Genomic DNA, 25,813 nt, shown 5'->3' on the forward strand with positions numbered 1-25,813 from the left:
GAGAGGCGGATCAGTTCGCGATGAACACCGTCTTGATGTTCACGAATTCCTTGATGCCGTAATGCGACAGCTCGCGTCCATAGCCGCTATGCTTGATGCCGCCGAAGGGCAGTTTTGGATGCGAGGCGACCTGGGCGTTGACGAACACGGACCCCGCCTCGATGAATTCCGCCGCCAGCCTTTCGCCGCGCGCCAGATCCGGCGTGATGACGCCGCCGCCGAGACCGAAATTGCTGTCATTGGCGATGCGGATGGCGTCGGCCTCGTCTTCCGCCACGATCACCGCCGCGACCGGGCCGAACAGTTCTTCGTCATGCGCGGGCATGCCCTTGACGACGTCGGTGAGGACCGTCGGCGGATAATAGGCGCCGGGGCCGTCGGGAATCTTGCCGCCGCAGAGGACACGTGCGCCCTTGTCGATACTGGCCTCGACCTGCTTGTGCAGATCCTCGCGCAGATCGTGGCGCGCCAGCGGGCCGACTTCGGTCGCCGCGTCCATCGGGTCGCCCATCTTGGCGGCCTGCATCTTGGCGACGAAGGCTTGCTCGAACTGGTCGCGCAGGGATTCGATGACGATGAAGCGCTTGCCCGCGATGCAGCTCTGGCCGGAATTCACCAGCCGCGCCTTGGTGCAGATTGCCGCCGCCTTTTCCACATCGGCGTCCTCGAGCACCAGATAGGGGTCGCTGCCGCCGAGCTCGAGCACGGCTTTCTTCAGCACCTCGCCCGCCTTCCGCGCGACGGAGCGGCCGGCGCCCTCGCTGCCGGTCAACGTAACGGCGCGAACCTTGGGATGTTCGATCAGGCCGTCGATGGCCTTGCTGCCGATTAGCAAAGCGCGGAACAGGTCCTTCGGGAATCCGGCGTCGCGCATCACCTCTTCGATGGCCAGGGCGCAGCCCGGCACGTTCGAGGCGTGTTTCAGCACGCCCGCATTGCCCGCCATGATGCCGGGCGCGATGAAGCGGAAGACCTGCCAGAACGGGAAATTCCACGGCATGATCGCCAGCACGACCCCGAGCGGCTGAAAGGTGACGAAGCTTTTCGCCCCGTCCATGGGGACAGGTTCGCGGGCGAGGAATTCTTCAGCATGATCGGCGAAATATTCGCAAGCACTGGCGCATTTCTCCACCTCCGCGACACCGCCGGTGATCGGCTTGCCCATCTCCTGCGTCATCAGCCTGGCATAGTCCTGCGCCCGGTCGTGCAGAATCTGCGCCGCCTTTCGCATCGGCACGGCGCGCTCAGCAAAGCTCAGGCGGCGCCAGTCATGGAATGCGCGGTCGGCCGCCTCAACCATGGCAATAGCATCTGCGGCGCTGGTTTCCTCATATTCGGCGACCAGTTCGCCGGTCGCGGGATTGATGGCTTTCATCGTCACGGCACACCTCCAGGCCTATAACGGCCAGCGTTTGGAAACTCCTACCCCTGGTTCAGGCCAGTCTAGCACCTCAACCGGCGACCTATGAGATAGTTTCCCGGCCCCCTGGCCGCAACCGGAGCGGGAAAGCCATGAGTCATGCGCGTTGTGCTGGGGTTTCTGCCGCACCATACCCTCCGAAAAGCTGTTGGACCATTGCCCGCGCGATTCCTAAAATGGGCACTGACAAAAATCACGGCATCGGGAGAGACGCTTTGGCTAGGCTTGCAGGGAAGACAGTTTTGATTACGGCGGCGGCGCAGGGCATCGGCCGCGCTTGCGCCGAGGCGAGCGCCCGGGAAGGCGCGCGGGTGATCGCCACCGACATCAACACGGCGGTGCTCGACGAATTGCGCGCCGTGCCGGGCATCGAGACCCGGCGGCTGGATGTGCTCGATCAGGCGGCCATCGCGGCGCTGCCGGGTGAGATCGGCAAGGTCGACGCGCTGCTGAACGTCGCCGGCTATGTGCATTCCGGCTCGATCCTGGAATGCAGCGACGAGGATTGGGACTTCGCCTTCGCGCTGAACGTCCGCTCGATGTCACGGATGATCAAGGCGTTCCTGCCGGGCATGCTCGACCAGGGGCGCGGATCGATCGTCAACATGTCGTCGGTCGTCGGCATCGCCGGCGTGCCGAACCGCTATGTCTACAGCGCGACCAAGGCCGCCGTGGTCGGCATCACCAAATCCGTCGCCGCCGATTTCGTGAAACGCGGCATCCGCTCGAACGCCATCTGCCCCGGCACCATCGAATCGCCCTCGCTGGAGGAGCGGCTGAAGGCGACCGGCGATTACGATGCCGCCCGCGCCGCCTTCATCGCGCGCCAGCCCATCGGGCGGCTCGGCACGCCGCAGGAGATCGCCGAAGTCGCGGTCTATCTGGCGAGCGACCTCGCAGGCTACACGACCGGGCAGACCTTCGCCATCGATGGCGGGTGGACGTTGTAAAGCGGGACTGCATTACAGATCGCGTCCAGCGCCGCGATGATTCGCGTGGCAAAAACCGGCCGCAGCCTTGCCCTCTCCCTTGGGGAGAGGGCGGCGCGCGAAGCGTGCCGGGCGAGGGGGTGCTGGTTCTCAATTGAGTCACGAACCCCTCAACCCAGACCTCTCCCAAGGGAGAGGGAGTCTCGCTGCGGTCATCGGCCCTGAAGCTCGATCATTCCGCCGCCGTCGCAATCGCGTGCTGCGGCATGGGCAGCATCGGCGCTTCCTCCGCCTCTTCGCTCGCTGACGGCTTTACCCGGAACCAGATCGCGTAGAGCGCGGGCAAGAACACCAGGATCAGCACCGTGCCGATGGCCGTGCCGCCGATCAGCGTGTAGGCGAGCGAGCCCCAGAACACCGAATGCGTCAGCGGGATGAAGGCCAGCACCGCCGCGACCGCCGTCAGGATCACCGGGCGGGCGCGCTGCACGGTCGCCTCGACCACGGCGTGATAGGGGTCGAGACCGTCAGCCTCGTTGGTGTGGATCTGGCCGATCAGGATCAGCGTGTTGCGCATCAGGATGCCGGCGAGGCCGATCATGGCCAGGATGGCGTTGAAGCCGAAGGGCTGGTGGAAGATTAACAGGATCGGCACGGCGCCGACGAGGCCGAGCGGGGCCGTCAGCATCACCATGGCGGTCGCCGAGAAGGAGCGGACCTGCACCATGATGATGACCAACATCAGCGTCAGCATGATCGGGAACACCGCCGCCAGCGCGACATTGGCCTTCACCGATTCCTCGATCGAGCCGCCCATCTCGATGTGATAGCCCTGCGGCAGCTTGGCGATCAGCGGCTGCAGCGCCGTCATGATTGCCGCCGAGACTTCCGGCGGCTGCTGCGCCTCATCGATGTCGCTGCGCACGGCGATGGTCGGCACGCGGTCGCGGCGCCGGAGCAGCGGGTCCTCCATCCGGATCTCGGTATGGCCGATCTGGTCGAGCGGGATCATGTGGCCGTCGCGCGAGGTCAGGGTGAAATTGGCGATGCGGGCCGGATCGAGCCGTTCGGCGCCGGAGCTGCGCGCCACGACGTCGACGGTGCGGATGTCCTCGCGCACCTGGGTCACGGCGACGCCGGTCAACAGGAACTGCAATTGCTGCGCCGCCTCGGCGGGCGAGAGGCCGATCAGCCGCAGCCGGTCATGATCGAGCACGAAGCGGACGGTCGGCGCGCGCTGGCCCCAATCCTGGTTGACGTCGCGCGTGTCCGGATTGGCGCGCATCACCTTCTGCACGTCATTCGCGATGTCGCGCAGCAGGGTAGCGTCCGGGCCCATGATGCGGAACTCGACCGGGAAGGGCGTATAGGGGCCGAAGACGATCTGGGTGACGCGCAGCCGCGCTTCCGGCGCCAGCCCTTCGGCGATGCGCTGGCGCAGCCGCAGCTTGAGCGTTTCGCGGGTCTCGGCATCCGGCGTCAGCACGACGATCTTGGCGAAGGACGGATCGGGCAGCTCCGGCGCCATGGCGAGGAAGAAGCGCGGTGCGCCCTGGCCGATATAACTGGTGACGATCTGCGATTCCGGCTGCTGGCGCAGCCATGCCTCGACCTTCGCGGCGGCGTCCGAGGTGACCTCGATGCTGGTGCCTTCCGGCATCCGCACTTCGACCATCACTTCCGGCCGGTCCGAGATCGGGAAGAACTGCTTCTTGACCGCGCCGAGGCCGACAACCGCAGTCGCAAATGCCGCGACGACGCAAAGCGCGACGAAGATTTTGTGGCGCACGGACCAGGAGATGATCGCGCGCAGGCGGCGGTAATTCGGGGTGTCGTAGATCGCCGCGTGGCCGCCGGGGATGGCCTTGATCTCGGGCAGCAGCTTCACGCCGAGATAGGGCGTGAAGGCGACGGCGACGATCCATGAGGCGATCAGCGCGAAGCCGACGATCCAGAAGATGTTGCCGGCATATTCGCCCGCCGAGGATTTCGCGAAGCCGACCGGCATCAGGCCGACCACGGTCAGCAGCGTGCCCGAGAGCATCGGCGCGGCGGTGTGGCTCCAGGCATAGGCGGCGGCGCTGATGCGGTCCATGCCCTCCTCCATCTTCACCACCATGACTTCGATGGCGATGATGGCGTCGTCGACGAGGAGGCCGAGGGCGAGGATCAGCGCGCCGAGCGTGATGCGGTCGAAGAAGCGCCCGGTGGTCAGCATGATGACGAAGACGGCGGCGAGCGTCAGCGGCACGGCGGCCGCGACGACGATGCCGACCCGCCAGCCCAGACTTAGCAGGCTGACCAGCAGCACGACGCCGAGCGCCATGAAGAACTTGACCATGAATTCATCGACGGCGCCGGTGATGTTGACCGCCTGATCGGTGATCTTGTTCAGGCTGATGCCGAGCGGCAGGGTGGACGCGATCTTGGCGGTCTCGGCTTCCAGCGCCCGGCCGAGATCGAGGCCGTTCCAGCCTTCCTGCATGACGACGCCGAGCACGATGGCCGGATCGCCCTGATGGCGGATCAGGAAGGTCGCGGGGTCTTCGTAGCCCCGGCGCAGCTCTGCGACGTCGGACAGTTTCAGCGTGCGCCCGCCCGCCACGATGGGCGTGTCGGCGATCTTCTGCAACTCGTCATAGGCGCCGTCGAGACGCACGAAGACCTGCGGGCCCTTGGCGTCGATCGAGCCGGCCGGGGTGACAGCGTTCTGGCGCTGCAGCGCCATGAAGATGTCCTGGGCGCTGACGCCGAGCGTCGCGAGGCGCGGATAGGAGAATTCGACGAAGATGCGCTCCGGCCGCTCGCCGAGAATGTTGACCTTCTTCACGCCCGGGACATGCAGCAATTGCTGGCGGATGGTCTCGGCCTGCCGGGTCAGCAGGCGCGGAGCCATGCCGCGCGCCTTCAGGGCGTAGAGCGCGAAGGTGACGTCGGAATATTCGTCGTTGACGAAGGGGCCGATGGCGCCGGAGGGCAGGTTGCGCGCCTCGTCGCCGAGCTTTTTGCGGGCCTGATAGAATTCCTCCTGCACGTCGCCCGGAGGCGTCGAATCCTTCAGCGTCAGCGTCATGAAGGCGAGGCCGGGGCGTGTCATGGTCTCGACGCGGTCGTACCAGCGCAGCTCCTGCAGCCGCTTCTCGAGCGGCTCGACGACAAGGTCCTGCATTTCCTGCGCGGTCGCGCCGGGCCATGCGGTGGTCACCGTGAGCACCTTGACGGTGAAGGCGGGGTCTTCCGCGCGTCCCAGCTTGTTGAAGGCGAAAACGCCGGCGCAGGCGATGGTGATGATGAGGAACAGGGTGACGGCGCGTTCGCGGACCGCCAGAGCCGAGAGGTTGAAGCCGCTCATCGGGCTGCCGTCCGTGCGCCGTCGACGCGCACTTTGGCATCGGAATGCAGGAGATGCGCGCCGAGCGCCACCACCTGCTCGCCGGATTTGACGCCGGTGACGATGGCGGTCTCCTGGGCAAGCCGTTCGACCTTCACGGGCCTGAACGATACCGAGGTTCCCCCCGGATCGAGCACCCAAACGCCACTCGCCTTGCCGTCATCGAGCAGGGCGCCGAGCGGAACTTCGGAGGCCTCGGAGGCGCCATCGCGGGCGATCCAGACGGTGACGGTTGCCCCGAGCGGGGCGCGCGCGGCCTCGCCGTCCAGCACGTAGCGTGCCTCATAGGTGCGGGTCGCCGGGTCGGCGGCGTCGGACAGCTCGCGCAGCCGGGCCGGCGAGCGGATCGTGGTCGTGGTTCCGTAAACCGTCGCCTCGGCACGCGAGCCGAGCTTCGGGCGCATCGTCTCCGGCAGGTCGACGCTCGCCTCGCGGGCACCGGCCTTGGCCAGCCTGACGACGGTCTGCCCTGCGGCCACGACCTGACCCGGCTCGGCGAGGGTTTCAACGACGGTGCCGTCGACATCGGCGGGGAGCACGGAATATCCGGCCTCATTGCGCGCGACCTCGGCCTGCGCCTCGGCGGCGGACAATTGCCCGTTGGCATTGTCGAGCGCGGCCTTGGCCTGGTCATAGCGCTGGGCGGTGACCCAGCCTTCCTTGACCAGCTTGGCGTAGCGCTTCTCGTCGGCGGCGGCCTGGACGGCGAGCGCCCGTGCTGCTGCTGCCGTGTTCTCCCGGGCGGCCAAAGCGAGATTGAGATCCGTGCGATCGATGCGCATTAGCGGCTGCCCGGCCTTGACGGTCTGGCCGACCTCGACATAGCGCTCGAGCACCTTTCCGGCGACGCGAAAGCCGAGATTGCTCTGCACCCGCGCCGAAATGAGGCCGGTAAACGTCCGCTCGGACGCCGTCGCCGGCTTGACCACCGCGACCTCGACGAGCTGCGCCTCCTGGCGCGGGTCCGGCTGGGCCTCGTGACTTGCGCCGAATGTCACGACGGCGGCCGAAACCAGCCCGATGGCGGCGGCCGCGGCGGCGGCAGAGATGATGATCGTCCGTTTGGATGTCATGGCAAGCCTGTCTTCTACGCTCGAATTGCTGTGGCCGGATGTCTGCCTATTTGCTGCGGCGCGATCCCTGGAGGGGGGCCGACCGCGTGATGGTTCCCAGGGCGGCGCGGAGTTCGGCGGGCGCCTGGCCGCCGAGCTTGGCCTCGACCGCGTCATTGGCGCGGCGCCAGTAGGGCTCGGCCCTGGCAAGGATGGCGCGGCCGGCATCGGTCAGCAGGATGCGCCGGATGCGCGCGTCCTTCTGGTCGGGCCGGATCTCCAGGAAACCGCGCCGCTCCAGAGGTTTGACGTTCCGGGTCGTAGTGGTGCGGTCCATGCCGAGCAGCTCGGCCAGCCCGTTCACCGTCGAATCGGGCGAGGCCATCAGCGTGGCGAGCATCGAGAACTGCCAGTTGGTCAACCCGACCGGGCGCAGCGCCAGGTCGAAATGCCGGCCGATGGCCCGGCTCGCCCTCTGGATATGCAGACACATGCATGTGTCCTTCATCCGCTGCAGCGAGTCCGGGCTCAGGCAAGGTGTTGGTTCGTCTGTCATAGCGCCAATATGTGTATATGCACGTATAAGTCAATCCCCGTATCGGCGCGGGGCTGCGATCATGCTTTACGGATCAATCCGGGAATTTTGCGGCTCCGGGCCGGTCGCGGGGCGCGCCCAGGCTCAGTCCGCCATCCGGCAGGATCGGCTTCGGTTTCCTGGTAGCGTTGATTTCGAACCGCAAATCCGTCTCCTCGTCAAACGCCAGAAGCCGCCCGCGACGGGACGGCCCTTGGCCTTCAAACATAGGATGTGTGCGAAATACGGCTAGCCGTTCCCGTCGCGGCGCTTACCGCTATAGCCAAAAACCCCGGTTTGTAACCGAAGGTAAACAGAGACGGCCGCACGGGCGGGCGCGGCCGCAGCAATCAGCGCCGCTATTGTCCGAGGATCAGACGTGGCAGGGTCAGCGAGAAGGCGGGCACATAGGTCACCAGGAACAGCGCCGCCAGCAGAGCCGCATAGAACGGCATGATGGTGCGCATCACCTCGGTGATCGAGATGCCGCCGATGGCACAGCCGACGAATTGCGTCGTGCCGACCGGCGGCGTGTTCAGCCCCAGCGCGCAGTTGATCAGCATCAGCATGCCGAACTGCACCGGACCCATGCCGTACTGCATGCAGATCGGCAGGAAGATCGGCGTGCAGATCAGGATGGTCGCCGCCATGTCGAGGAAGGTGCCGAGCAGGAACAGGATGATGTTGACCAGGAGGAAGATCACCCAGGGCGAGGTCGACAGCGACGAGAGGGCATTGCCGGTCATCTCCGCCGCCCCGTAGAGGCTGATGAGATAGCCGAGCGTGTTGGAGACGCCGATCAGCAGCAGCACGATGCCGGTGGTCTTCACCGCCTTCGCCGCCGCCTTGATGAAATGCGAGAACGTCAGCGAGCGGTAGAGGAAGGCCGCCAGAAGGATCGAATAGACCACCGCGACCGCCGCCGATTCCGTCGCTGTGAAGACGCCAGAGAGGATGCCGACCACGATGATGACGATGACCAGCAGCCCCGGTACCGCCGCCGCCAGCGACACGGCGACCGCGTTCCAGCCCGGGAAGCTCCCCGCCGGGTAGCCGCGCTTCACCGCCACCGCATAGGCCGCGATCAGCATGCAGACCGTCAGCAGCAGCGCGGGGAAGAGGCCGGCTAAGATCAGCGCCGCGATCGAGACTTTGCCGCCCGCCGCCAGCGCGTAGATGATGATGTTGTGGCTGGTCGGCATCAGCGCGCCGACGAGCGAGGCGTGCGTCGTCACGTTCACTGCATAATCGGCGTCGTAGCCCTCGCGCTTCATCATCGGGATCATGGTCGCGCCCATGGCCGAGACGTCGGCGACCGGCGAGCCGGAGACGCCGCCGAACAGCGTGCAGGCGACGACATTGGCCATGCCGAGCCCGCCGCGCACATGGCCGACGAGATCCTTGGCGAACTTCACGATGCGGTCGGCGACGCCGCTATGCAGCATCAGCTCGCCCGCGAAGATGAAGAAGGGGATGGCCAGGAACGAAAAGATGTTCATGCCCGAGGCCATGCGCTGGAAGACGATGGCGAGCGGCAGCCCCTCATAGAGGAAGGTGACGACCGCCGACAGGCCGATGGCGAATGCGACGGGCACGCCGAACAGCAGCAGGCCGAAAAACGAGCCGCTCAGGATTGCTAATGCCATGACGGTGTGACCTCCTGCCCGTAGAGCAGCGCCAGGATGTGCTCGATCGAGAACAGCACGATCAGCCCGCCGGCGATGACCACCGGAATATGGCTGACGCCTTCGGACAGGCCGAGCGTCGGGATGGCGTAATGCATCACCGACAGGCCAAGCCTTGCGCCGTGCCAGGCCATCAGCGCGCCGAACACGGCGACCAGCATGTGGATGACGATTTCGAAGACGATCTGGAAGCGGGCGGGGAAGATCAGCGCCGCCAGCGATTCCATGCCGATATGCCGGGCGTCTCGGACGCCCACCGCGGCGCCCAGCATGGTGACATAAAGCACGAGCACCAAAGCGAGGCTTTCCGCCCAGATCGGCGTGTCATTCATCACATAGCGGCCAAAGACCTGCCAGGTCACGACCAGCACGAGCGCGGTGAGGCCGGCGACCGCCAGCATCAGGCACAGCCGGGAGATGCGCCGGTTGATGGCCGTCAGCCAACTGAGGGCGGTGCTCCCGGCGGTCTCGCTCATGGTTTCTGCCTGCTGCAGCACCTATTTCGTCTCCGAAATGCGCTTCACGAGGGATTGCAGCGCCGGGGTCGCGGCGAACTTGTCGTAGACCGGCTTCACCGCGTCGGAGAAGGCCTGACGGTCGAGGTCCTTGGTGATGACGCCGCCCGCCGCTTCGACGATTTTCTGCGAGGCCGCCTCGCGCTCATCCCAGAGCTGGCGCATATAGGGCACCGAGTCCTTGGCGGCCTTGCGGATGGCTTCCTGCTCTTCCTTGGTCAGCGTGTCCCAGACCATTTTGGAGAACACCAGGATCTCCGGCGCCATGGAGTGCTCGGTCAGGCTGTAGAACTTGGCCACTTCATAATGCTTGGAGGATTCGTAGGACGGCCAGTTGTTCTCGGCGCCATCGACGACGCCGGTTTTCAGCGCGGTGTAGACTTCGGCATAGGGCATCGGCGTCGGGTTGGCGCCCAGCGCTTGCATCATCGACACCCACATGTCCGACTGCTGCACGCGGACCTTGAGGCCCTTCATGTCGGCGGGCGTCTTGATCGCCTTCTTGTTCAGATAGAAGGAGCGGGCGCCGCTGTCGTAGAAGGCGAGGCCGACGAAGCCATGCGGCTCGAGCGACTTCAGGATGTCGTCGCCGACCGGGCCGTCGAGCACCTGGCGCATATGCGCGGTCGAGCGGAAGATGAAGGGCAGCGCCGGGATGATGGTCTCGGCGGCGATGTTGTTGAAGGCGGCGCTGTTGACGCGGACCATGTCGAGCGCGCCGAGCTTGGTCTGCTCGACCGTGTCCTTCTCCGAGCCGAGCGTGCTCTGGCCGAAGACCTTCACCGAATATTTGCCGCCGGTGCGCTCCGCGACCAGCTTGCCGAGATATTCGACGGCCTTGACGGTCGGGTAGTCGGCGGGGTGGACGTCGGCGGAGCGGAACTCCCTCGCCGAGGCCGCGCCCGACAGTGCCGCCACCAGCGCCGCGGCACCGAGCACGCGGAATCCGCGCGCGAAAATCTCAACTTTTCCCATAAAACTCCTCCCTGGACGGATAATCACCGTTTCTGAGGCCCACCTGCCGGGAGCCATATGCTTATCATACAACATGGCCGGAAGTTTTCGTCAATATGGCTCGAAAGTTTAATTAAAAGCGCTCGGTTGCCTAGTGAATGCGGCTGTCAGCCTGAGTTCCGCCGAATGGATACCGAAGCGTGCGGGCGTCGGACACGGGAACGTGACGCATCTTGTCATACAACAAAATGGATGTTAAAACCGGTTCATGGCTCCCGGCGGACAGCGCCCAGCGAGCGAAAGGACCAGGATCTTGACGGCACTCCGCCAACGCGAAACGCTCACCTCGCAGCTCAGCAAGGCTTTGCGCGCCCGCATCGACAGCGGCGAGCTGAAGCCGGGCGACAAGCTGCCGAGCGAGCAGGAGCTGGTCGAGCGCTATGGCGTCAGCCGCACCGTGGTGCGCGAGGCGATCTCCAGCCTGCGCGCCTCCGGTTTTGTCGCGACCCAGCAGGGCGTCGGTGCCTTCGTGCTGCAACGCGCCGGCTGGCCCGCCCTCCCCGGCAGCGAGACCAGCCCGGACCTGCTGCAGGAGATCGTCAACGTATTGGAATTGCGCATCGCCCTCGAAGTCGAGGCCTCGGCGCTCGCCGCCCAGCGCCGCAAACCCGAACATATCAGCCAGATGCGCGAGGCGCTCGACCGCATGGCCGAGATGATCGAGGCCAGCGAAGACGCCATTGCGCCCGATCTGCGCTTCCACTCCGCCATCGCCGAGGCGACCGGCAATTCGCATTTTACCCATCTGTTCAGCTATCTCGGCGCGCTGCTGATCCCGCGCGCCCGGGTGCCGACCTTCCGCTTCTATGCCGCCGATCCGGTCGAATATCTGCTCCGCGTCAACCGCGAGCATGAGGAGATCTACCGCGCGATCCACCGGCAGGATTCCGACGCTGCCCGCTCGGCCATGCGCCTGCATCTGAGCAACAGCCGCGAGCGCCTGCGCGGCGGGCTGGAGAATCCCCCGAAGACCGATGACTGACGCAACGACACCCATTCAAGCCTCAAGGTTCTCATGCATCCGGATGAATTGAAGCGCGTGCTTTCGGCTGGCCTTTTGTCTTTCCCCGTCACCGATTTCGCCGCCAATGGTGATTTCAACCCGGCCTCCTATCGCGCCCGGCTGGAATGGCTGATACCCTACGGCGCCAGCGCGCTGTTCGCGGCGGGCGGCACCGGCGAGTTCTTCTCGCTGACGCCCGAGGAATATTCCGCCGTCATCGGCTGCGCGGTCGACACCTGCCGCGACGCGATGCCGATCATCGCGGGCGCTGGCTACGGCACGCGGCAGGCCATCGCCTACGCGAAGGAGGCCGAACGGCTCGGCGCGGCCGGGCTGCTGGTGCTGCCGCATTACCTGGTCGAGGCGGATGCGGACGGCGTCGCCAGCCATGTCGCGGCCATCTGCAAATCGGTGAAGCTGGGCGTCATCGTCTATAATCGCGGCCTCTGCCGCCTGCAGGCGGACACGCTCGCCCGCCTCGCCGATGAATGCCCCAACCTGATCGGCTTCAAGGACGGCATCGGCGATCTGGAACTGCTGGTCGCCATCCGCCGCAAGCTGGGCGACCGCCTTGCCTATCTCGGCGGCCTGCCGACGGCGGAATTCTTCGCCGCGCCATACAAGGCGGCGGGCGTGCCGGTCTATTCCTCCGCGGTGTTCAACTTCATTCCGCGCGCCGCCATGGATTTCTACCGCGCCATCGCCGCCGACGACACGGCGACCGTCAACCGGCTGCTCGACGATTTCTTCATGCCCTACGCCCAGATCCGCAATCGCCGCGCCGGTTACGCGGTGAGCATCGTCAAGGCGGGCGTGCGCATCGTCGGGCGCGATGCCGGGCCGGTGCGCTCGCCGCTCGCCGACCTGACGGAACAGGAGCACGCGATGCTGGAAACGCTGGTCGCGAAAATGGGGTCGCAGGAATTGAGCGGGGGCGCACATGCGTAAGGTTCTGATCACAGGGGCGTCGGGCGGCGTCGGCACGCGGCTGCGCAGCTTGCTGAAGCCGGTCTATCCGGAGCTGGTGCTGAGCGATCTGAAAGCGCCGGACGATCTCGGCGCGGACGAGGCCTTCATCGCCGCCGATCTGTCCGACATGGCCCAGGTCGAGGCGGCCGTCCAAGGCGTCGACGGCATCGTGCATCTCGGCGGCTATTCCATCGAGGGGCCGTGGGAGACCATCCTGCAAGCCAACATCATCGGCACCTATAATCTGTTCGAGGCGGCGCGCCGGCACGGCGTGAAGCGCGTCGTCTTCGCCTCGTCGAACCATGTCGTGGGCTTCTATCCGCGCCATGAGACCATCGGCGTCGATGCGGTGCCGCTGCCCGATACGCGCTACGGCGTCAGCAAGCTGTTCGGCGAAGGCGTCGCCTCGCTCTACGCCTATAAGCACGGCATCGGCGTGCTCAGCATCCGCATCGGCAATGTCGGCGACGCGCCGCTCGACGAGCGCCGCCTGGCGATCTGGCTGAAGCCGGCGGATCTGGTCGCCCTGATCCGCCTCGGGCTGGAATCGCCGGAACTGGTCTATGAGGTCGTCTACGGCATGTCGAACAATGAGCGCGCCTGGTGGGACAATGCGCTGGCGCAGTCGCTCGGCTACCGGCCCGAGGGCCGCAGCGAAGCCTTTGCCGAAGAGGTGCTGGCGGCGCAGGCCAAGCTGCCGAAGGACCCGGTCGGCGATTACTTCCAGGGCGGCCCGTTCTGCACCGACGCGTTCGACGCCGATCTGGAGCGCATCAAAGAGTTTGGCTGAGGGCAGGCCGATGGTCACGATCAAAAGCGTCGATGCGATCGCGCTGAGAATGCCGTTCGATGATTTCTACGCCGGCCCACGTCCCGCCCCGCGCGGCTGGACGCATTTCGAAACCGTGCTTGTCAGGGTCGAGAGTACGGACGGCGCGGTCGGCTGGGGCGAAGCCTTCGCCTATAGCTGCGCGCGGGCGGTTCATGCGGCGGTGACGGAGATGGTCGCGCCGCTGGTCGCCGGACGCAGCGTCGAGGATATTCCGGCGCTGAATTTCGAGCTGCAGAAGCGGCTGCACATTCAGGGCCGCTACGGCATCACCATATTCGCCATCTCCGGCCTCGACATCGCGCTGTGGGATCTCGCCGCCAAGCGCGCGGGCAAGTCGCTCGCCGATCATCTCGGCGGCGCGCACAGGGACCGCCTGCCCGCCTATGCGAGCCTCGTCCGGTATGGCGCGCCGGGCGCGGTCGAGGAGATCGCGGGGCGCGCGGCGGCCGAAGGCTATCCGGCCGTCAAGCTGCATGAGCCGGATTTCGACTGCGTCGCCGCAGGGCGGAGCGCGGTCGGTGCTTCCATCGGCCTGATGACCGACGTCAACTGCGCCTGGACCGAGCCGGAAGCAGCGGCGATGATTTCCCGGCTGAAGCCGCTCGACATGATGTGGGTCGAGGAGCCGGTCTTCCCGCCCGACGATTACGAGGCGCTGCGCCGCCTGTCGCAGCTCGGCGTACCGCTGGCGGCGGGCGAAAATGCCTGCACCGCCCTGGAGTTCAGCCGCCTGACGGGCGCCGTCGCCTTTCCGCAGCCGAGCGTCATCAAGGCGGGCGGCGTCAGCGAATTCCTGGCTATCGCCGCGCTCGCTACGGCGGCGGGCAAGACCGCCATGCCGCATTCCCCCTATTTCGGCCCCGGCTATTGGGCGACGCTGCAGCTCGGTGCGCATCTGCCCGAAACCGGCTTCGTCGAATTTCTCTACACCCGGCCCGACGCATGGATCGGCGAGAACATCCCGCTTCCCGAGGCCGGGCACATCGCCGTTCCGCCCGGCCCCGGCATCGGCTTCACGCCGGACGCCGCCGTGCTCGACCGCTACCGTCTTTCCTGAGGGCATCATGATCACCAGAACGCTGACCGGCCCCGCGCCGCGCCTGAAGACGCCGCCGCATACTTGCGACACGCATATCCATTTCTACGACAAGCGCTTCCTCGCTTTGCCCGGCACGCCGTCGCCTGCCGACGCCTCCGTCTCGGAATACCGGCAGGTCATGGACTGGCTCGGCATCGAGCGCGTCGTGGTGGTGCAGCCGAACGCCTATGGCGACGACAATACGCTCATCATGAACGCGGTCGCCGAGCTCGGCGACTGCGCCCGCGCCGCCGTGGTCGTCAAGCCCGGCGTCAGCGACGCGGAGCTGGCGCGCCTCACCGAAAGCGGCGCCCGCGCCCTCCGCTTCATGAACCTTCATGGCGGCACGCTGCCGCTGGAGCATCTGGACGAGATGACCGCCCGCATCATCCCCTTCGGCTGGCACGCCGTCGTGCAGCTCGACGGGCGGCAATTGCCCGATTACGAGGCGCAGCTTTTGCGGCTCAAATGCCCGTTCGTCATCGACCATACCGGCAAGTTTCTCGAACCCGTGGCGACAGATCATGCGTCGTTCAAATCGCTGTTGCGGATCGTCGATACTGGCCGTTGCTGGGTCAAACTGTCGGCGGTCTACGAAACTTCGAAGACGGGCGCGCCGGATTACGACGATGTCGGACGGCTGGCCAGGGCGCTGGTGAAGGCCGCGCCCGAAAGGATGCTCTGGGCCAGCAACTGGCCGCACGCCCAGGCCGAGAAATTCGGCTATCCGGATGATGCCGGCCTGCTCGATCTGCTGCTGGACTGGGCGCCGGACGATCAGGACCGCACCAAAATTCTCGCCACCAATCCGGCGGAACTCTATGGATTTCCAGTATAAATATGTTCGCCGAATAACCTGTTCCCCAAGAACATGTATTTTTGTTGCGGATGCGTGACTCTTGTTCGGTACAATTTGATTAAATTGCATTTTATATTTAGACGCCTGTTGATTTCGCGCTAAAACACTTGGGTAGCGCTCGATTGAGATCAGCATCGTGATCTCGCTTCCGGCGCCAGCGCTTGGGGGCGGGACATGGGGCGTTCAACGGCACAATAGACCCCAGCCGAAGACTGCTGTTCTAAAGCTGGACCCCTCCACCCAAACGCCGGCGATCGCGAAGTCACGCATTTCAGTGGCTCGCGCGCTGCGATTGGCACTATTGGGGAGGGAGACCCTTGAACACATCAGCACGGATCGTGCTCGCGGCGGCGCTTTTGCTCGCCGGCGGCACGCAAATACAATCGGCCCATGCCGCCGATCTCGGCAGCAAGGACGTGAGCGACCTCGAAGACCGCGTCGCCGAACTCGAAGCCACCACCGCCCGCAAGGGCAACCGCAATGTCTCGCTGACCATCACCGGCATCGTCAACCGCGCCTTGCTGACTTGGGATGACGGCGTCGACAGCGACACTTATGTCGTCGATCCCACGCATCATTCGTCGCGCGTCGCCTTCAAGGGCGAGGCGGGCATCAATCCCGGCCTGAAATCGGGCTTTTTCATCGAAGCGGAGCTGCGCGACAGCTCGTCCGGTACGGTGTTCCAGGGCGACGACGAGGGCGTCGGCGGCACGCCGGGCGAAATCCGCATCCGCCAGTCCAACGTCTATATCGACAGCGAAAAGCTCGGCCGCATCACCCTCGGCCAGCAGAACTCGGCCGCCAAGGACGTCAATACGATCAGCCTCAGCGGCAATATGGACAATGCCAATATCGACGTGCCGACCTTGTTCCGGGTGCGCGAAAGCGATGGCAAGAATACCGGCCTTGCCTGGTCCGACATCGCCAACGGCCTCGACGGCAATCGCGGCGATTTCATCCGCTATGACTCGCCCGCCATTTACGGCTTCATCCTGTCGGCGGCCTGGGGCGAGAACGATTATTGGGACGCGGCCATCCGCTTTAAGGGTGAGTGGAACTCACTCCGCCTCGCAGCCGGCATCGGCTATACCTGGGCCGACGACAGCGCGACCGGCGGCAAGATTCCTGAAGTGGAGCAGGTCGCCGGCTCGGCCTCGCTGATGCATGTGCCGACCGGCCTGTTCCTGACCGTCGCCGGGGGCCAGCTCGACAGCGACGCGCTCTCCAAGGAGGCATTCTTCTATTATGCCGATGCCGGCATCACCAAGAAGTTCAACTCCTATGGCGCCACGACATTCTATGTCGGCCATGGTCATTACGAGGATTTCGGCGCGGGGCTGACCGGCAACAAACAGATCACCGGCGTGACGCTCGACGCCTTCCTGGTGGAATCTTCCGAGGTGAACCGCTTTAGCGGCGGCGTCGTGCAGACTTTCGACGCTGCGGCGCTCGATCTCTACGCCCAGTTCCATTATTACGAGGCCGGCCNTCCGAGGTGAACCGCTTTAGCGGCGGCGTCGTGCAGACTTTCGACGCTGCGGCGCTCGATCTCTACGCCCAGTTCCATTATTACGAGGCCGACCTCACCGAGGCCGGCGGCGGCAAGGTCGACACCGAAGCCATGTTCGCCGTGCTGACGGGCGCGCGGATCAAGTTCTAGGTCTGGGTCGCAGAGTCTGCACCTGCCGCGTCTTGACCTCTCCGTGCGGAGAGGGTGGCGCGCTTAGCAAGCCGGGTGACGGGTTGTAGAGTCAGCCGGACAGGTCCCACAATCGGACGGAAGGCCGCCACCCCATGGGCGGCCTTTTCGGTGTCAGATGGGCCCCCGGCCGACTGGCCGCGGAAGGCCGGGATGCCGCGCCGCCCGCGTCTGCGCGGCCAGCCGGATCGGGGCGTTCGCCGCGCCGAAACCGCGATAGGCGCGCCGCTCGACGATCTCGAAGAAGAAGCGCTCCTCGAATGTCTGCGTATAGGCTTGCAAATATTCGGCCTCGCCATCGCGGTCGTAGAGAATGCCGTGCGCCTTCAGCGCCGCGATGGTCTCGGGGGCGAGATCGGTCCTGGCTTCCAGATCGTCGTAATAATTTTCCGGGATCGCCAGCGGGGCGACGCCGCCCGCCCGCAGTTTCGCGGCGGTCGCCAGAATATCGTCCGTGGCGAAGGCGATATGCTGCACGCCCGAGCCGAACGCTTCGCTGAGGAAGCGCGACGACAGCGTGCCCTGCGCCTCCGAGGCGTTCAGCACGATGCGGACGCTGCCGTCGGGCGACTGCACCACCTGGCTCTTCACCAGCCCGCGCGGATCGGCGACCGTCTCGACCCGCGTTTTCTCCATGTCGAGCAGCGAGGTGTAGAACAAAAGCCAGCTCAGCATTTCCGGGTATCGCAGCGATTGCGAGATATGGTCGATGCCGGTGAGGCCGGCGCCGTCCGCATCGGCGGCTTCGGCGCAGGGCTCGAATTCGATGTCCCAGACTTCGGCGAGGCCGCTCTTGGCATCGACGAAATAGATCAGGCTGCCGCCGAGGCCGCGCACCGCCGGGATTTCCAACTCGCCGGGGCCGACCGCCTGCCGGAAGGGCTGGTCGAGCAGGCGGCAGGCGCGGTCGAGGGCCGCCGCCGCGTCATCCACCTTCAGGCCGATCGCGCATACCGCCGCGCCGTGGCTGATAGTGTAGGCATGCGCAAAGCCCTCCTTGTCGGTGTTGACGACGATGTTGATGCCGCCCTGCCGCCATCGCGTCACGGCCTTCGACCGGTGCCGTCCGGCCTTGTGGAAGCCGAGGCCCGCCAGCATCCGCTCTAGCGCCGCCGCCGCGGTCTCATCCAGAGCGAATTCGACAAATTCAGTGCCGAGGCACCGCGCTTTCGGCGGCAGGGCCGATGCGCCCTGCACGGCGAGGCCGGTCTTGCGCGCCAGTTCGTCCAGCAGATAGATCAGCGAGCGCCTCCCATCGACCGCGACGCTGCGGGCGGAGGCGCCCCGAAACTGGTCGTTGAAAATCTCCAGCGAGACGAAGCCGGCATATCCGGTCGCCTGCAGCGCCTGCATGAAGTCCAGCACCGGCAGTTCGCCCTGGCCGGGGCAATTGCGCAGATGCCGGCTCCAGGACAGGTAGTCCATGTCCATCATCGGCGCATCGGCAAGCTGGACGAGGAAGATGCGGTCGCCCGGAATGGCGGCGAGCGGCGTCAGGTCGGTCTTGCGCGCCAGGGTGTGGAAACTGTCCAGGACCAAACCGACAGCGGGGTGATCGGCGCGGCGGACGGCTTCCCAGGCATCGCGGTAATCCTTGATGTGGCGGCCCCAGGCCAGCGCCTCGAAGCCCACCCGCAGGCCGCGCCGGGCCGCGCGTTCGCCCAGCGCATGCAGATCGGCGGCGGCGCGGTCGATGCCGCCAAGACTGTCCGGCGCGACATTGGAGCAGACCATCAAAAGGTCGCAGCCGAGTTCCTGCATGGTGTCGAATTTGCGCTCGGCGCGCTGGAAGACGCGGTCGCGCTTGGCGGCGGGCATGCCTTCGAAATCGCGGAAAGGCTGGAAGGTGACGGTGCGCAGGCCGAGCCCATCGACGATCCGGCGTATTTCGGCGGGCGTGCCGTTGAAGGAGAGCAGGTCGTTCTCGAAGATCTCCACGCCATCGAATTTGGCGGCGGCGATCGCCTCCAGCTTCTCGTCCAAACCGCCGCTCAGTGAGACGGTCGCGATCGACGTCAGCATGTTCCGCCCTCCTTTGATCCAGCCCGTCCAATCCTAGCCGCGGTGCCAAGCACCCTCTCCCCATGGGAAGAGGGTTGGGGTGAGGGGGTAATCCCTCTCGGTAGGACAGGGCGTCGCCACACCGATAGGCATTACCCCCTCACCCGGCGCGCCGACGCGCGCCGCCCTGTCCCCATGGGCGAGGGCTGGGCTCCGGCCAAGTCGGGCGCCGAAGATCAACGCGGCGCTTTGCGCCAAGTCCTAAGATGCGGTGTTGCTCTACCTGAGCCTCCCCGGCGCCGGGTTGGATGCCAGCGCGCCGCCTCGTCGAGAATTAGGCCGCCGGGGGGAAGTAACGTCAATGACCAAGAAATGGCCCAAAGGAAACGTAATGTTACTTTTTGCCGCCCGAGGCCGCGCCGCCGCTCGCGCTCTGCATATGCGCGCGCAGCGATCTGACGAAATATTCGCAATAGCTGGAGAGCGGCGCGTCGCGGCGGAAGGCGACATAGGTCTGGAAGCGGGCGGGCGCGGCGATCGGGATGCCTTTCAGACCGGGGAAATTGCCCCCCGCCAGCGTGAACTCGTCGACCACGGCCACGCCGAGCCCGTTCGTCACCAGCGCGCAGACCATCGAGCCGAAGCGCGCCCTGATCGTCACCTCGTAATCCAGCGCGTGCTTTACGAAGATCCCCGCCATGATGCCGCCATAGGGGTCGGCCGGATCGATGCCGATCAGCTTGTGGCGCGCGATCTCCGCCGGCGTGACCTCCGCCCGCCCGCACAGCTCATGCCCTTCCGGCACGACGCAGAGCAGGCGGCCCTCGGCGAGCGGCTCGAAGCTCAGCATCGGGTGGTCGTACTGATGGCTGACGGCGACGGCCTCGCCCTTGCCGAGCAGCAGATAGTCGATGGCCTCCTCGATCTTGAGGATGTCGACCTCCATCAGGAGATCGGGAAATTTCCGCCGCGTGCAGGCGATGGCCCTCGGCACCATGACATTGGCGATGCTGGGCACGGAGGCGATCTTCAGCGCCGAGCCGGCGCCCCGCTCCAGGTTCTTGATAACGTGATGCAGATCCTCGACCCGGTCATAGACGGCATTGATCTGATTGAAGAGATCGCGCGCGGCGTGGGTCGGGACATAGCGGCCCTGGCGGCGGCTGAACAGCTTCATCCGCAGCACGCTCTCGGCATGTTTCACCACCCGGCTGATGCCGGGCGAGGACACATTGAGCAGGCGTGAGGCGCCGCCGATGGTCCCCGTCACCATGACCGCCCGGATGACCTCGATCTGCCGCAGAGTGAGCATGGCCGCGACTATACTCGGAGGCCACCGGGCGGGCCAGACGGCACCGCATCGGCTCGCGCCGTTGCGCCCCCCAATTGTCGCAACGAGATGAACCGTTGCCTGATGAAAACCGCGCCTGCCGTTCAGCGTCGCGCGCCCATCATGGCCACCTTATTGAGCACAGATGGGAGACGAATATGCGCAATGTGATTTTGGGTCTGGCGATTGCATTTTGTATGGCGATCGGGGGTATGTCCGCTGCATCGGCGGCGCCGGCGGGTGACCGCGGATTCGGGACGGCGACCGCCAGCGATTCGATGTTTCAAAAGGTGGTTTCGGCCGGCTACTGCGCCCGCCTGAAACATGCCTGCGACTACAAGGAAGAGCGCGGCGAGGAAGGTCAAGGCAATTGCCGCCGCTACCGCATCGAATGCGGCCGCTTCAACTATTGCCAGGCGCTGCGCCGGGCCTGCGTCTACAAAGAGGAGCGCGGCCAGGAAGGGCGTGGCAACTGCCGCCGCTACCGCAGCGAATGCGGCGACGACTACTGAGCCAGGCATCTTCCGGCCGGACTGACGAAGCGCGCTCGTTCAGGGCGCGCTTTTTTACGTCATGCCCGCTGCATCGGCGGCCCGGCGATCAGGCCCATTTGGGTGGGACGCAACACGGCTGCCGCTTGCCGGAGCTCAACCCTCTCCAAGGCGAGAGGGTGGCACGCAAAGCGTGCCGGGTGAGGGGTTGCGGACTCAACGGCTCGCTCACGAACCCCTCACCCCCGCCCTCTCCCAAGGGAGAGGGAGTCCGGCTGCGGATCGTGGACGGTTCCCGCCTTTACCCCGCGTCAACTGCTGCCGCGCAGGCGCGCAAAAAGCTCATCGGAGGGGTAGCCGTCTGCGGGAAGATCGAATTTGATCTGGGCGGCGCGGATGGCGTCGCGGGTCGCGGCGCCCAGAATGCCGTCGAGCTTGCCGACCTCATACCCGTGGCGGGTCAGCAATTGCTGCAGCTCCTTGGTCTGCTCGAGGCCATAGGTCGGCAGATTGGGCTTGCCCTTGTCGTAGACAGGCGCGCCCGCGAGGCGGGTGGCGTAATAGGCCGCCGTCGTCGCATAGACCAGCGACTGGTTCCACTGCGTATAGGCGTCGAAATTGGGATAGGCGAGGAAGGCCGGCCCGAAGCGCCCCATCGGCAGCAGCAGCGAGGCGCCGAGATCGCTGGCCGGCAGCGGCCGGCCGTTGCGCAGGGTGACGCCCCATTTTGCCCATTGCGCATGCGGATGGCGGACGCCGAGATCGGCCTCCTTCCAGGGCAGCCTCTCCGGCACGCTGACCTCCATCAGCCAGGGCTCGCCGCGCTTCCAGCCATAATGCTGGATCAGCTTGGCGGTCGAAGCCAGCACGTCGGGCACGCTGTTGCGCAGGTCGACATGGCCGTCGCCATCGTAATCGACGCCGAATTCGAGGTAATGGGTTGGCAGGAACTGGGTCTGGCCGAGTTCGCCCGCCCAGGCGCCGACGAGTTGGTCGCGGGAGAGATCGCCGTGATCGACGATCTTTAGCGCCGCCAGAAGCTGCTCGCGGAACATCTCCGAGCGGCGGCAATCATAGGCGAGGGTGGCGAGGGCGCCGAGGATCGGGCTCTTGCCGGAATTGACGCCGAAATCGGTCTCCAGCCCCCAGAAGCCGACGATCACCGGCGCGGGCACGCCGAATTCCTTCTCGATGCGGGCAAAGACCGGCTTGTATTTCTCGATATTGGCGAGCCCCCGCTGCATGCGGTCGCCCGAGACCATGCGGCCGGAAAATTGCAGGAAGCTCTGTGCGAAAACGCCCTGGGCGCGGTCGCGGCGGATGATGGAGGGGTCGAAGGCGACCGTGCCGAGCACATCGCTCACCGTGCGGCGCGAGACGCCGGCGGCGAGCGCGTCGCGCTTCATGCCCTCGAGCCAGCTCTCGAAGCTCTCGCTGGTGTTGCAGGTGACAGCACTCGCGGGGAGCGGCGCGAAGGTCGCGAGGCCGGCGGCAAGCGCGCCAATTCCGAGGAGAGAAAATCGCATCATTGCTCTTTGTTTTTCAAAAGCTTTCGCATTCATCACCCCCCAAACCGCATTCGTCAGTTCGCCTTGAAGCCGCGCGTCGCTCCGATCGGGGCGTCGCTGTCCTTGCCCTTGCCGGTGATTCGCTCCCACCAGCTCCGGTCTTCCTTATAGGCCTCGATCGTGCCTTCATAAGGGCCTTTCAACGTCTTGGTGCCGCCGGTCGAAACCACCAACACGCGCAGGCTCGCGCCGTCGGGCAGTTTGACCCTTGCATTATCCTCGAGCTTGGCGCCGACGGCCAGGCCGGGCACGGAGGATTCCAGCACCTCGCTGGCGGCCTTCGCCGCGCCGAGCGGCAAGGCCGCGCCCAAAATGGCGATCGCGCAAAACTGTCTGACCTGTTTCATGTTTCGCTCCTGAATTACCCCGCCAGGCGCAACCGGCCGAGGACGTCAGGCGCATAACGTCCTCCCGTCACGCCCAATGTCCAAGCAAAGAAAATGGAAGTCGATGGAATGAGGATGCCGAATTGCGAGAACAACGCAGCCCCCATCACCACCAGAACACCGACGCCGATGCCATAAAGCAGCCAGTCATAGCGCCGGACGCTCCAATAAAAGCTGAACAGATAGCCGAGAAATGCGATCACGATCAGCAAAATGATCTCGGTCGACCAGAGCAAGGTGTCGACCGAGCGGCCGTCGAGGAGCTGGCTGAGGATCTGCGCCTGCACCATGACGCCGGGCATCTTGGCCCCGTCCCAGATGGTCAGCGGGGTCAGATGCTTGTCGCGGTCGACGAAATCGCCGCCGATCAGCACGATTTTTCCGCGCAGCGCCGCGCGCCAGCTTTCCGGCAGCACCACGTCGGGGCCGGCGTCCGGATCGTGCCGGGGCACCTTGAACAGCGGGAACAGATCCTCGCCGTCCGGCGGCAGTAGCCAGGAAATATAAGGGCTGTCCGGCGCCTTCCAGGGCAGCTTGCTCTTTTCCGCGATGAGCTGGGCAAAGCTCTCGCGGTCGGGCGAGGGCGCGCCGAGATATCGCACGACCTGGTCGCCGATCTTGAGCTGCTCCAGGTCGCGGGCGAAGAAGACATGGCCGGCATCGCGCCCGGTGCGGGCGATGAAATCGTCCTGGTATTTGAGGTCTTCGGGGCGGAAGCCGCGCACGCGCCTGTCGATGGCGCCGAAGACGATGGGCGACTTGGCCGTCTTGATCGCCTCGATCAGCGCCTCGGTCTTGGCCGGTTCGCTCTTCCTGTCATAGATGAAATCCAGGCCGATGACCTTCGGGCCGGCGGCGTCGAGCCCCTTAATGAGCTTGGCGGTCAAGCCGCGGTCGACGGGGGAGATATAGTCATAATCGGCCATGCTCTCCTCGTTGATGAGGATGAGGGCGATGTCCCGGCTGGTCTGCGGCGCCGTCGGCGAGAAGAAAAAGGTTCGCCAGTCATAGGTCCATTCGTCCGGCCCCTCCGGGCTGATGCCGAAGGAGGACAGCGCGACCAGCCCGACAGCGACCAGCACGGCCCAGACGGCCCCCACGAGGCCTGGAAACCATCCTCGGGTGAGCCCCGCTCGGGGCGCGGCGCCTTGCGTGCGCACTGCCTCAGTCATGACCCCTCCCACGCGAACCCTGCCAGCCAAACGGGCGAATGGCATTCTTAGCGCAAAATTAACCGCCAGGGATTGGTTTTTTGCACGCCACCCTCCAGCCTCTCGTTCTCATGTCAAAATCCATTAGGGGAGCCGAGGGCCGGCCGTCACACCCGGCCTATCGTCCACAACCAGCGATACCGTCACACATTGCGACCAAATCATCCGGGTGCAGCGGCCCCGGATGGCCGGAATCGCCTTGCCCCCCGGCGCCGAAACTGCCTAGTCTGACGCCATGCCCGGGCCACACCGTCGCGCATTGGCCAATGGTTCCAATCGCCCACGGCCCGGCCGATGCCCAGCAATTGGGCACAGCCAGCGCGGGGCGCCGACATCTGCATGATCCGGGCGGCGCGCGATCTTGGCGAAGGGTACTGTAATTTGGAGTTGGGCGGTCATGAGCGATGAGTCCGCCATCGTCGGCCGGCCCCCGGCCGGGCAGGACAGGGCACGGCCCGCGAGCCCGCCGCGATCGGACACGCGGCGCGACGCCTGGTTGCGAGCGCTGCTGGTATTGGCGGCATGCATCGCCTACGCACAGACCTCGCTGATCCTCGACATCCGCAACGCCGCGTCGAGTTTCGGCGCGGATTCGGTGCTCTATTACAATATTGGCTTCGGCGACGTGGAGGACCGGCTCACCCGGTTCCATCCCGTGACGGTGCTGCTGGCCGTCGGCTGGATGAAGATCGCCGGCGCGATGTTCAACTCGGTCGCGCCGAAGGATCTGCTGTCGGCTATGTTCGCCGTGGCGGGCGCGGCGGGCGTCTGGGCGGCGCTGTCGGCCTTCCGCGCGCTGGTGCCGCGACGCTTCGTGCTGCTTTGCGGCTTCATCTATGCGGCCTCGCTGGGTGTCTGGTATTTCTCCAGCATCGCCGAGTCGAAGATCGTCACCGCCTCGCTCGCCTCGATCTACATCGCCATCTATGTGCATCTGCGCGAGCAATGGACGCCGGCGCGCGCCGCCTGGCTGAGCATCACTTTGTTCGCCGCCTGCATGAACGAGATCGTCTCGGCGCTGCTGGTGGTGATCCCAGCCGTCGATTACATGTTGCAGCCCCAGCCCGACCGGCTGCCCCGGCGATGGCTGTTCAAGCACGCGCTGGCGGCTGTCGCGGCTTATCTGACGTTCGAGATCTACATCAACCGCATCCTGCTCGAGCCGGCGACGCAGATGGAGGGCGGCTCCGCCTATTCCATGTTCCTGTTCTACATGGGCATCAACGATCACGGCCTCGCCAGCCTCTATGCGTTCCTGCTGAACTGGTTATTCTTCAACATCGCCGCGCCTGAGCACGGCGCGACGCATGCGATTACCCTCTGGCCGACCTACCAGGGCTATTTCCAGCCCGCCTTCACCGATTATTTCTCCGACCTGACGCCAGCCCTGCTGGTCGGCGTCGTCGCCTTCATGGCGCTGGTCAGCATCCTGCCGCGCTACCGGGCGCTCACCACGCCCGCCGGACCCGGGCTGATGCCCGCGCTGATTGCCTATAGTCTTGCGCGCGGCGCCTTCTTCTTCGTCTTCAATCCGCCCGAAGCGCTGCTGTTCAGCCCGGGCGTGACGCTGGCGCATCTGCTTCTGGTGCTGGTCCCGTTCTCGGCCTCCCGCTTCCAGGGCAAAGGCCCCTTGCTGTTCGCGGCGGCAATGCTGCTGTTTCTGAACAATCTGCAATTTGTCGGCGGCGAACTGTTTGCCGAGCCCGCCAACCCGTTCTGAGCGCACCCTGTTCGCCGGACGGTAGCATCCCCACTTACGGCAGGTTGCTGCGCGCATGGCGGCGCTCTATTCTCCCGCTCGCCACG

The 25,813-nt window shown here is 65.5% G+C and carries 20 protein-coding genes; 8 read left to right on the plus strand and 12 right to left on the minus strand.

What is annotated here, in order from left to right:
• Positions 1-10: 10 nt before the first annotated feature.
• Entirely contained in the window at positions 11-1,375 is a 1,365-nt protein-coding gene (locus BLEFHOIH_RS16585) for an NAD-dependent succinate-semialdehyde dehydrogenase (RefSeq protein WP_088347141.1), read from the minus strand.
• Between the two features lie 221 nt (positions 1,376-1,596).
• On the opposite strand from BLEFHOIH_RS16585, the gene BLEFHOIH_RS16590 reads away from it, so the two are divergent.
• Entirely contained in the window at positions 1,597-2,370 is a 774-nt protein-coding gene (locus tag BLEFHOIH_RS16590; protein WP_088347142.1) for an SDR family oxidoreductase, read from the plus strand.
• A 211-nt stretch (positions 2,371-2,581) separates the two neighbouring features.
• On the opposite strand, the gene BLEFHOIH_RS16595 is transcribed toward BLEFHOIH_RS16590, so the two are convergent.
• The 6 genes from BLEFHOIH_RS16595 to BLEFHOIH_RS16620 all read right to left on the minus strand — a co-directional run bounded on the left by BLEFHOIH_RS16595 (position 2,582) and on the right by BLEFHOIH_RS16620 (position 10,541).
• Positions 2,582-5,701 carry an efflux RND transporter permease subunit gene (locus BLEFHOIH_RS16595; protein WP_088347143.1) on the minus strand — a complete coding sequence of 1,040 codons (3,120 nt, stop codon included), beginning with the start codon at positions 5,699-5,701 and terminating at the stop codon, positions 2,582-2,584.
• Positions 5,698-6,813, minus strand: a complete 1,116-nt coding sequence (locus BLEFHOIH_RS16600; RefSeq protein WP_088347144.1) for an efflux RND transporter periplasmic adaptor subunit — start codon at positions 6,811-6,813, stop codon at positions 5,698-5,700. The genes BLEFHOIH_RS16595 and BLEFHOIH_RS16600 overlap by 4 nt, the downstream gene beginning before the upstream one ends.
• Positions 6,814-6,859: 46 nt before the next feature.
• Complete coding sequence (locus tag BLEFHOIH_RS16605; RefSeq protein WP_245297049.1) at positions 6,860-7,285, minus strand: MarR family winged helix-turn-helix transcriptional regulator; 426 nt, start codon at positions 7,283-7,285, stop codon at positions 6,860-6,862.
• A gap of 440 nt (positions 7,286-7,725) precedes the next feature.
• A complete protein-coding gene (locus tag BLEFHOIH_RS16610) occupies positions 7,726-9,012 on the minus strand; it encodes a TRAP transporter large permease (RefSeq protein WP_088347146.1) in 1,287 nt (428 codons plus the stop codon).
• Entirely contained in the window at positions 9,003-9,548 is a 546-nt protein-coding gene (locus tag BLEFHOIH_RS16615; protein ID WP_245297050.1) for a TRAP transporter small permease, read from the minus strand. Before BLEFHOIH_RS16615 ends, BLEFHOIH_RS16610 begins: the two co-directional genes overlap by 10 nt.
• Entirely contained in the window at positions 9,549-10,541 is a 993-nt protein-coding gene (locus BLEFHOIH_RS16620) for a TRAP transporter substrate-binding protein (protein ID WP_088347147.1), read from the minus strand.
• 292 nt (positions 10,542-10,833) lie between these two features.
• Between BLEFHOIH_RS16620 and BLEFHOIH_RS16625 the strand changes: the two genes are divergently transcribed.
• Genes BLEFHOIH_RS16625 through BLEFHOIH_RS16645 form a run of 5 tightly spaced genes read left to right on the plus strand, consistent with a single transcriptional unit; the run spans position 10,834 to position 15,300 of the window.
• Entirely contained in the window at positions 10,834-11,562 is a 729-nt protein-coding gene (locus tag BLEFHOIH_RS16625; RefSeq protein WP_210191588.1) for a FadR/GntR family transcriptional regulator, read from the plus strand.
• Positions 11,563-11,595: 33 nt separating this feature from the next.
• Positions 11,596-12,531 carry a 5-dehydro-4-deoxyglucarate dehydratase gene (gene kdgD, locus BLEFHOIH_RS16630; RefSeq protein ID WP_088347149.1) on the plus strand — a complete coding sequence of 312 codons (936 nt, stop codon included), beginning with the start codon at positions 11,596-11,598 and terminating at the stop codon, positions 12,529-12,531.
• Positions 12,524-13,342 carry an NAD(P)-dependent oxidoreductase gene (locus tag BLEFHOIH_RS16635; RefSeq protein ID WP_088347150.1) on the plus strand — a complete coding sequence of 273 codons (819 nt, stop codon included), beginning with the start codon at positions 12,524-12,526 and terminating at the stop codon, positions 13,340-13,342. The genes kdgD and BLEFHOIH_RS16635 overlap by 8 nt, the downstream gene beginning before the upstream one ends.
• A gap of 10 nt (positions 13,343-13,352) precedes the next feature.
• Positions 13,353-14,441, plus strand: a complete 1,089-nt coding sequence (locus BLEFHOIH_RS16640) for a mandelate racemase/muconate lactonizing enzyme family protein (protein WP_088347151.1) — start codon at positions 13,353-13,355, stop codon at positions 14,439-14,441.
• Positions 14,442-14,448: 7 nt separating this feature from the next.
• Positions 14,449-15,300: an amidohydrolase family protein gene (locus tag BLEFHOIH_RS16645; RefSeq protein ID WP_088347152.1), complete on the plus strand. Its 852-nt coding sequence runs from the start codon at positions 14,449-14,451 to the stop codon at positions 15,298-15,300.
• Between the two features lie 1,834 nt (positions 15,301-17,134).
• On the opposite strand, the gene BLEFHOIH_RS16655 is transcribed toward BLEFHOIH_RS16645, so the two are convergent.
• Both BLEFHOIH_RS16655 and BLEFHOIH_RS16660 read right to left on the minus strand, forming a co-directional pair.
• On the minus strand, positions 17,135-19,042 hold the full coding sequence (locus BLEFHOIH_RS16655) for a sugar phosphate isomerase/epimerase and 4-hydroxyphenylpyruvate domain-containing protein (protein ID WP_088347154.1): 1,908 nt from the start codon (positions 19,040-19,042) through the stop codon (positions 17,135-17,137).
• Positions 19,043-19,415: 373 nt separating this feature from the next.
• Positions 19,416-20,333, minus strand: a complete 918-nt coding sequence (locus BLEFHOIH_RS16660; RefSeq protein WP_088347155.1) for a LysR family transcriptional regulator — start codon at positions 20,331-20,333, stop codon at positions 19,416-19,418.
• Between the two features lie 176 nt (positions 20,334-20,509).
• On the opposite strand from BLEFHOIH_RS16660, the gene BLEFHOIH_RS16665 reads away from it, so the two are divergent.
• Complete coding sequence (locus BLEFHOIH_RS16665; RefSeq protein WP_125461757.1) at positions 20,510-20,863, plus strand: hypothetical protein; 354 nt, start codon at positions 20,510-20,512, stop codon at positions 20,861-20,863.
• A 290-nt stretch (positions 20,864-21,153) separates the two neighbouring features.
• Here BLEFHOIH_RS16665 and BLEFHOIH_RS16670 read toward each other — a convergent pair whose 3' ends face one another.
• Genes BLEFHOIH_RS16670 through BLEFHOIH_RS16680 form a run of 3 tightly spaced genes read right to left on the minus strand, consistent with a single transcriptional unit; the run spans position 21,154 to position 23,968 of the window.
• Positions 21,154-22,368 (minus strand): lytic murein transglycosylase, encoded by a 1,215-nt coding sequence (locus tag BLEFHOIH_RS16670; protein ID WP_088347355.1) that lies wholly within the window; start codon positions 22,366-22,368, stop codon positions 21,154-21,156.
• 56 nt (positions 22,369-22,424) lie between these two features.
• Complete coding sequence (locus BLEFHOIH_RS16675) at positions 22,425-22,757, minus strand: hypothetical protein (RefSeq protein ID WP_088347157.1); 333 nt, start codon at positions 22,755-22,757, stop codon at positions 22,425-22,427.
• Positions 22,758-22,771: 14 nt separating this feature from the next.
• Positions 22,772-23,968, minus strand: coding sequence for a CHASE2 domain-containing protein (locus tag BLEFHOIH_RS16680; RefSeq protein ID WP_170937206.1), 1,197 nt, complete (start codon positions 23,966-23,968; stop codon positions 22,772-22,774).
• A gap of 436 nt (positions 23,969-24,404) precedes the next feature.
• Here BLEFHOIH_RS16680 and BLEFHOIH_RS16685 point away from each other — a divergent pair, with 436 nt between their 5' ends.
• The gene (locus tag BLEFHOIH_RS16685) at positions 24,405-25,727 is read left to right on the plus strand and encodes a hypothetical protein (RefSeq protein WP_088347159.1); all 1,323 of its coding nucleotides are present in this window, start codon (positions 24,405-24,407) and stop codon (positions 25,725-25,727) included.
• The last annotated feature ends 86 nt before the right edge of the window (positions 25,728-25,813 follow it).

The sequence above is a fragment of the Rhodomicrobium sp. R_RK_3 genome (assembly GCF_002198715.1).
Classification (GTDB): Bacteria; Pseudomonadota; Alphaproteobacteria; order Rhizobiales; family Rhodomicrobiaceae; genus R-RK-3.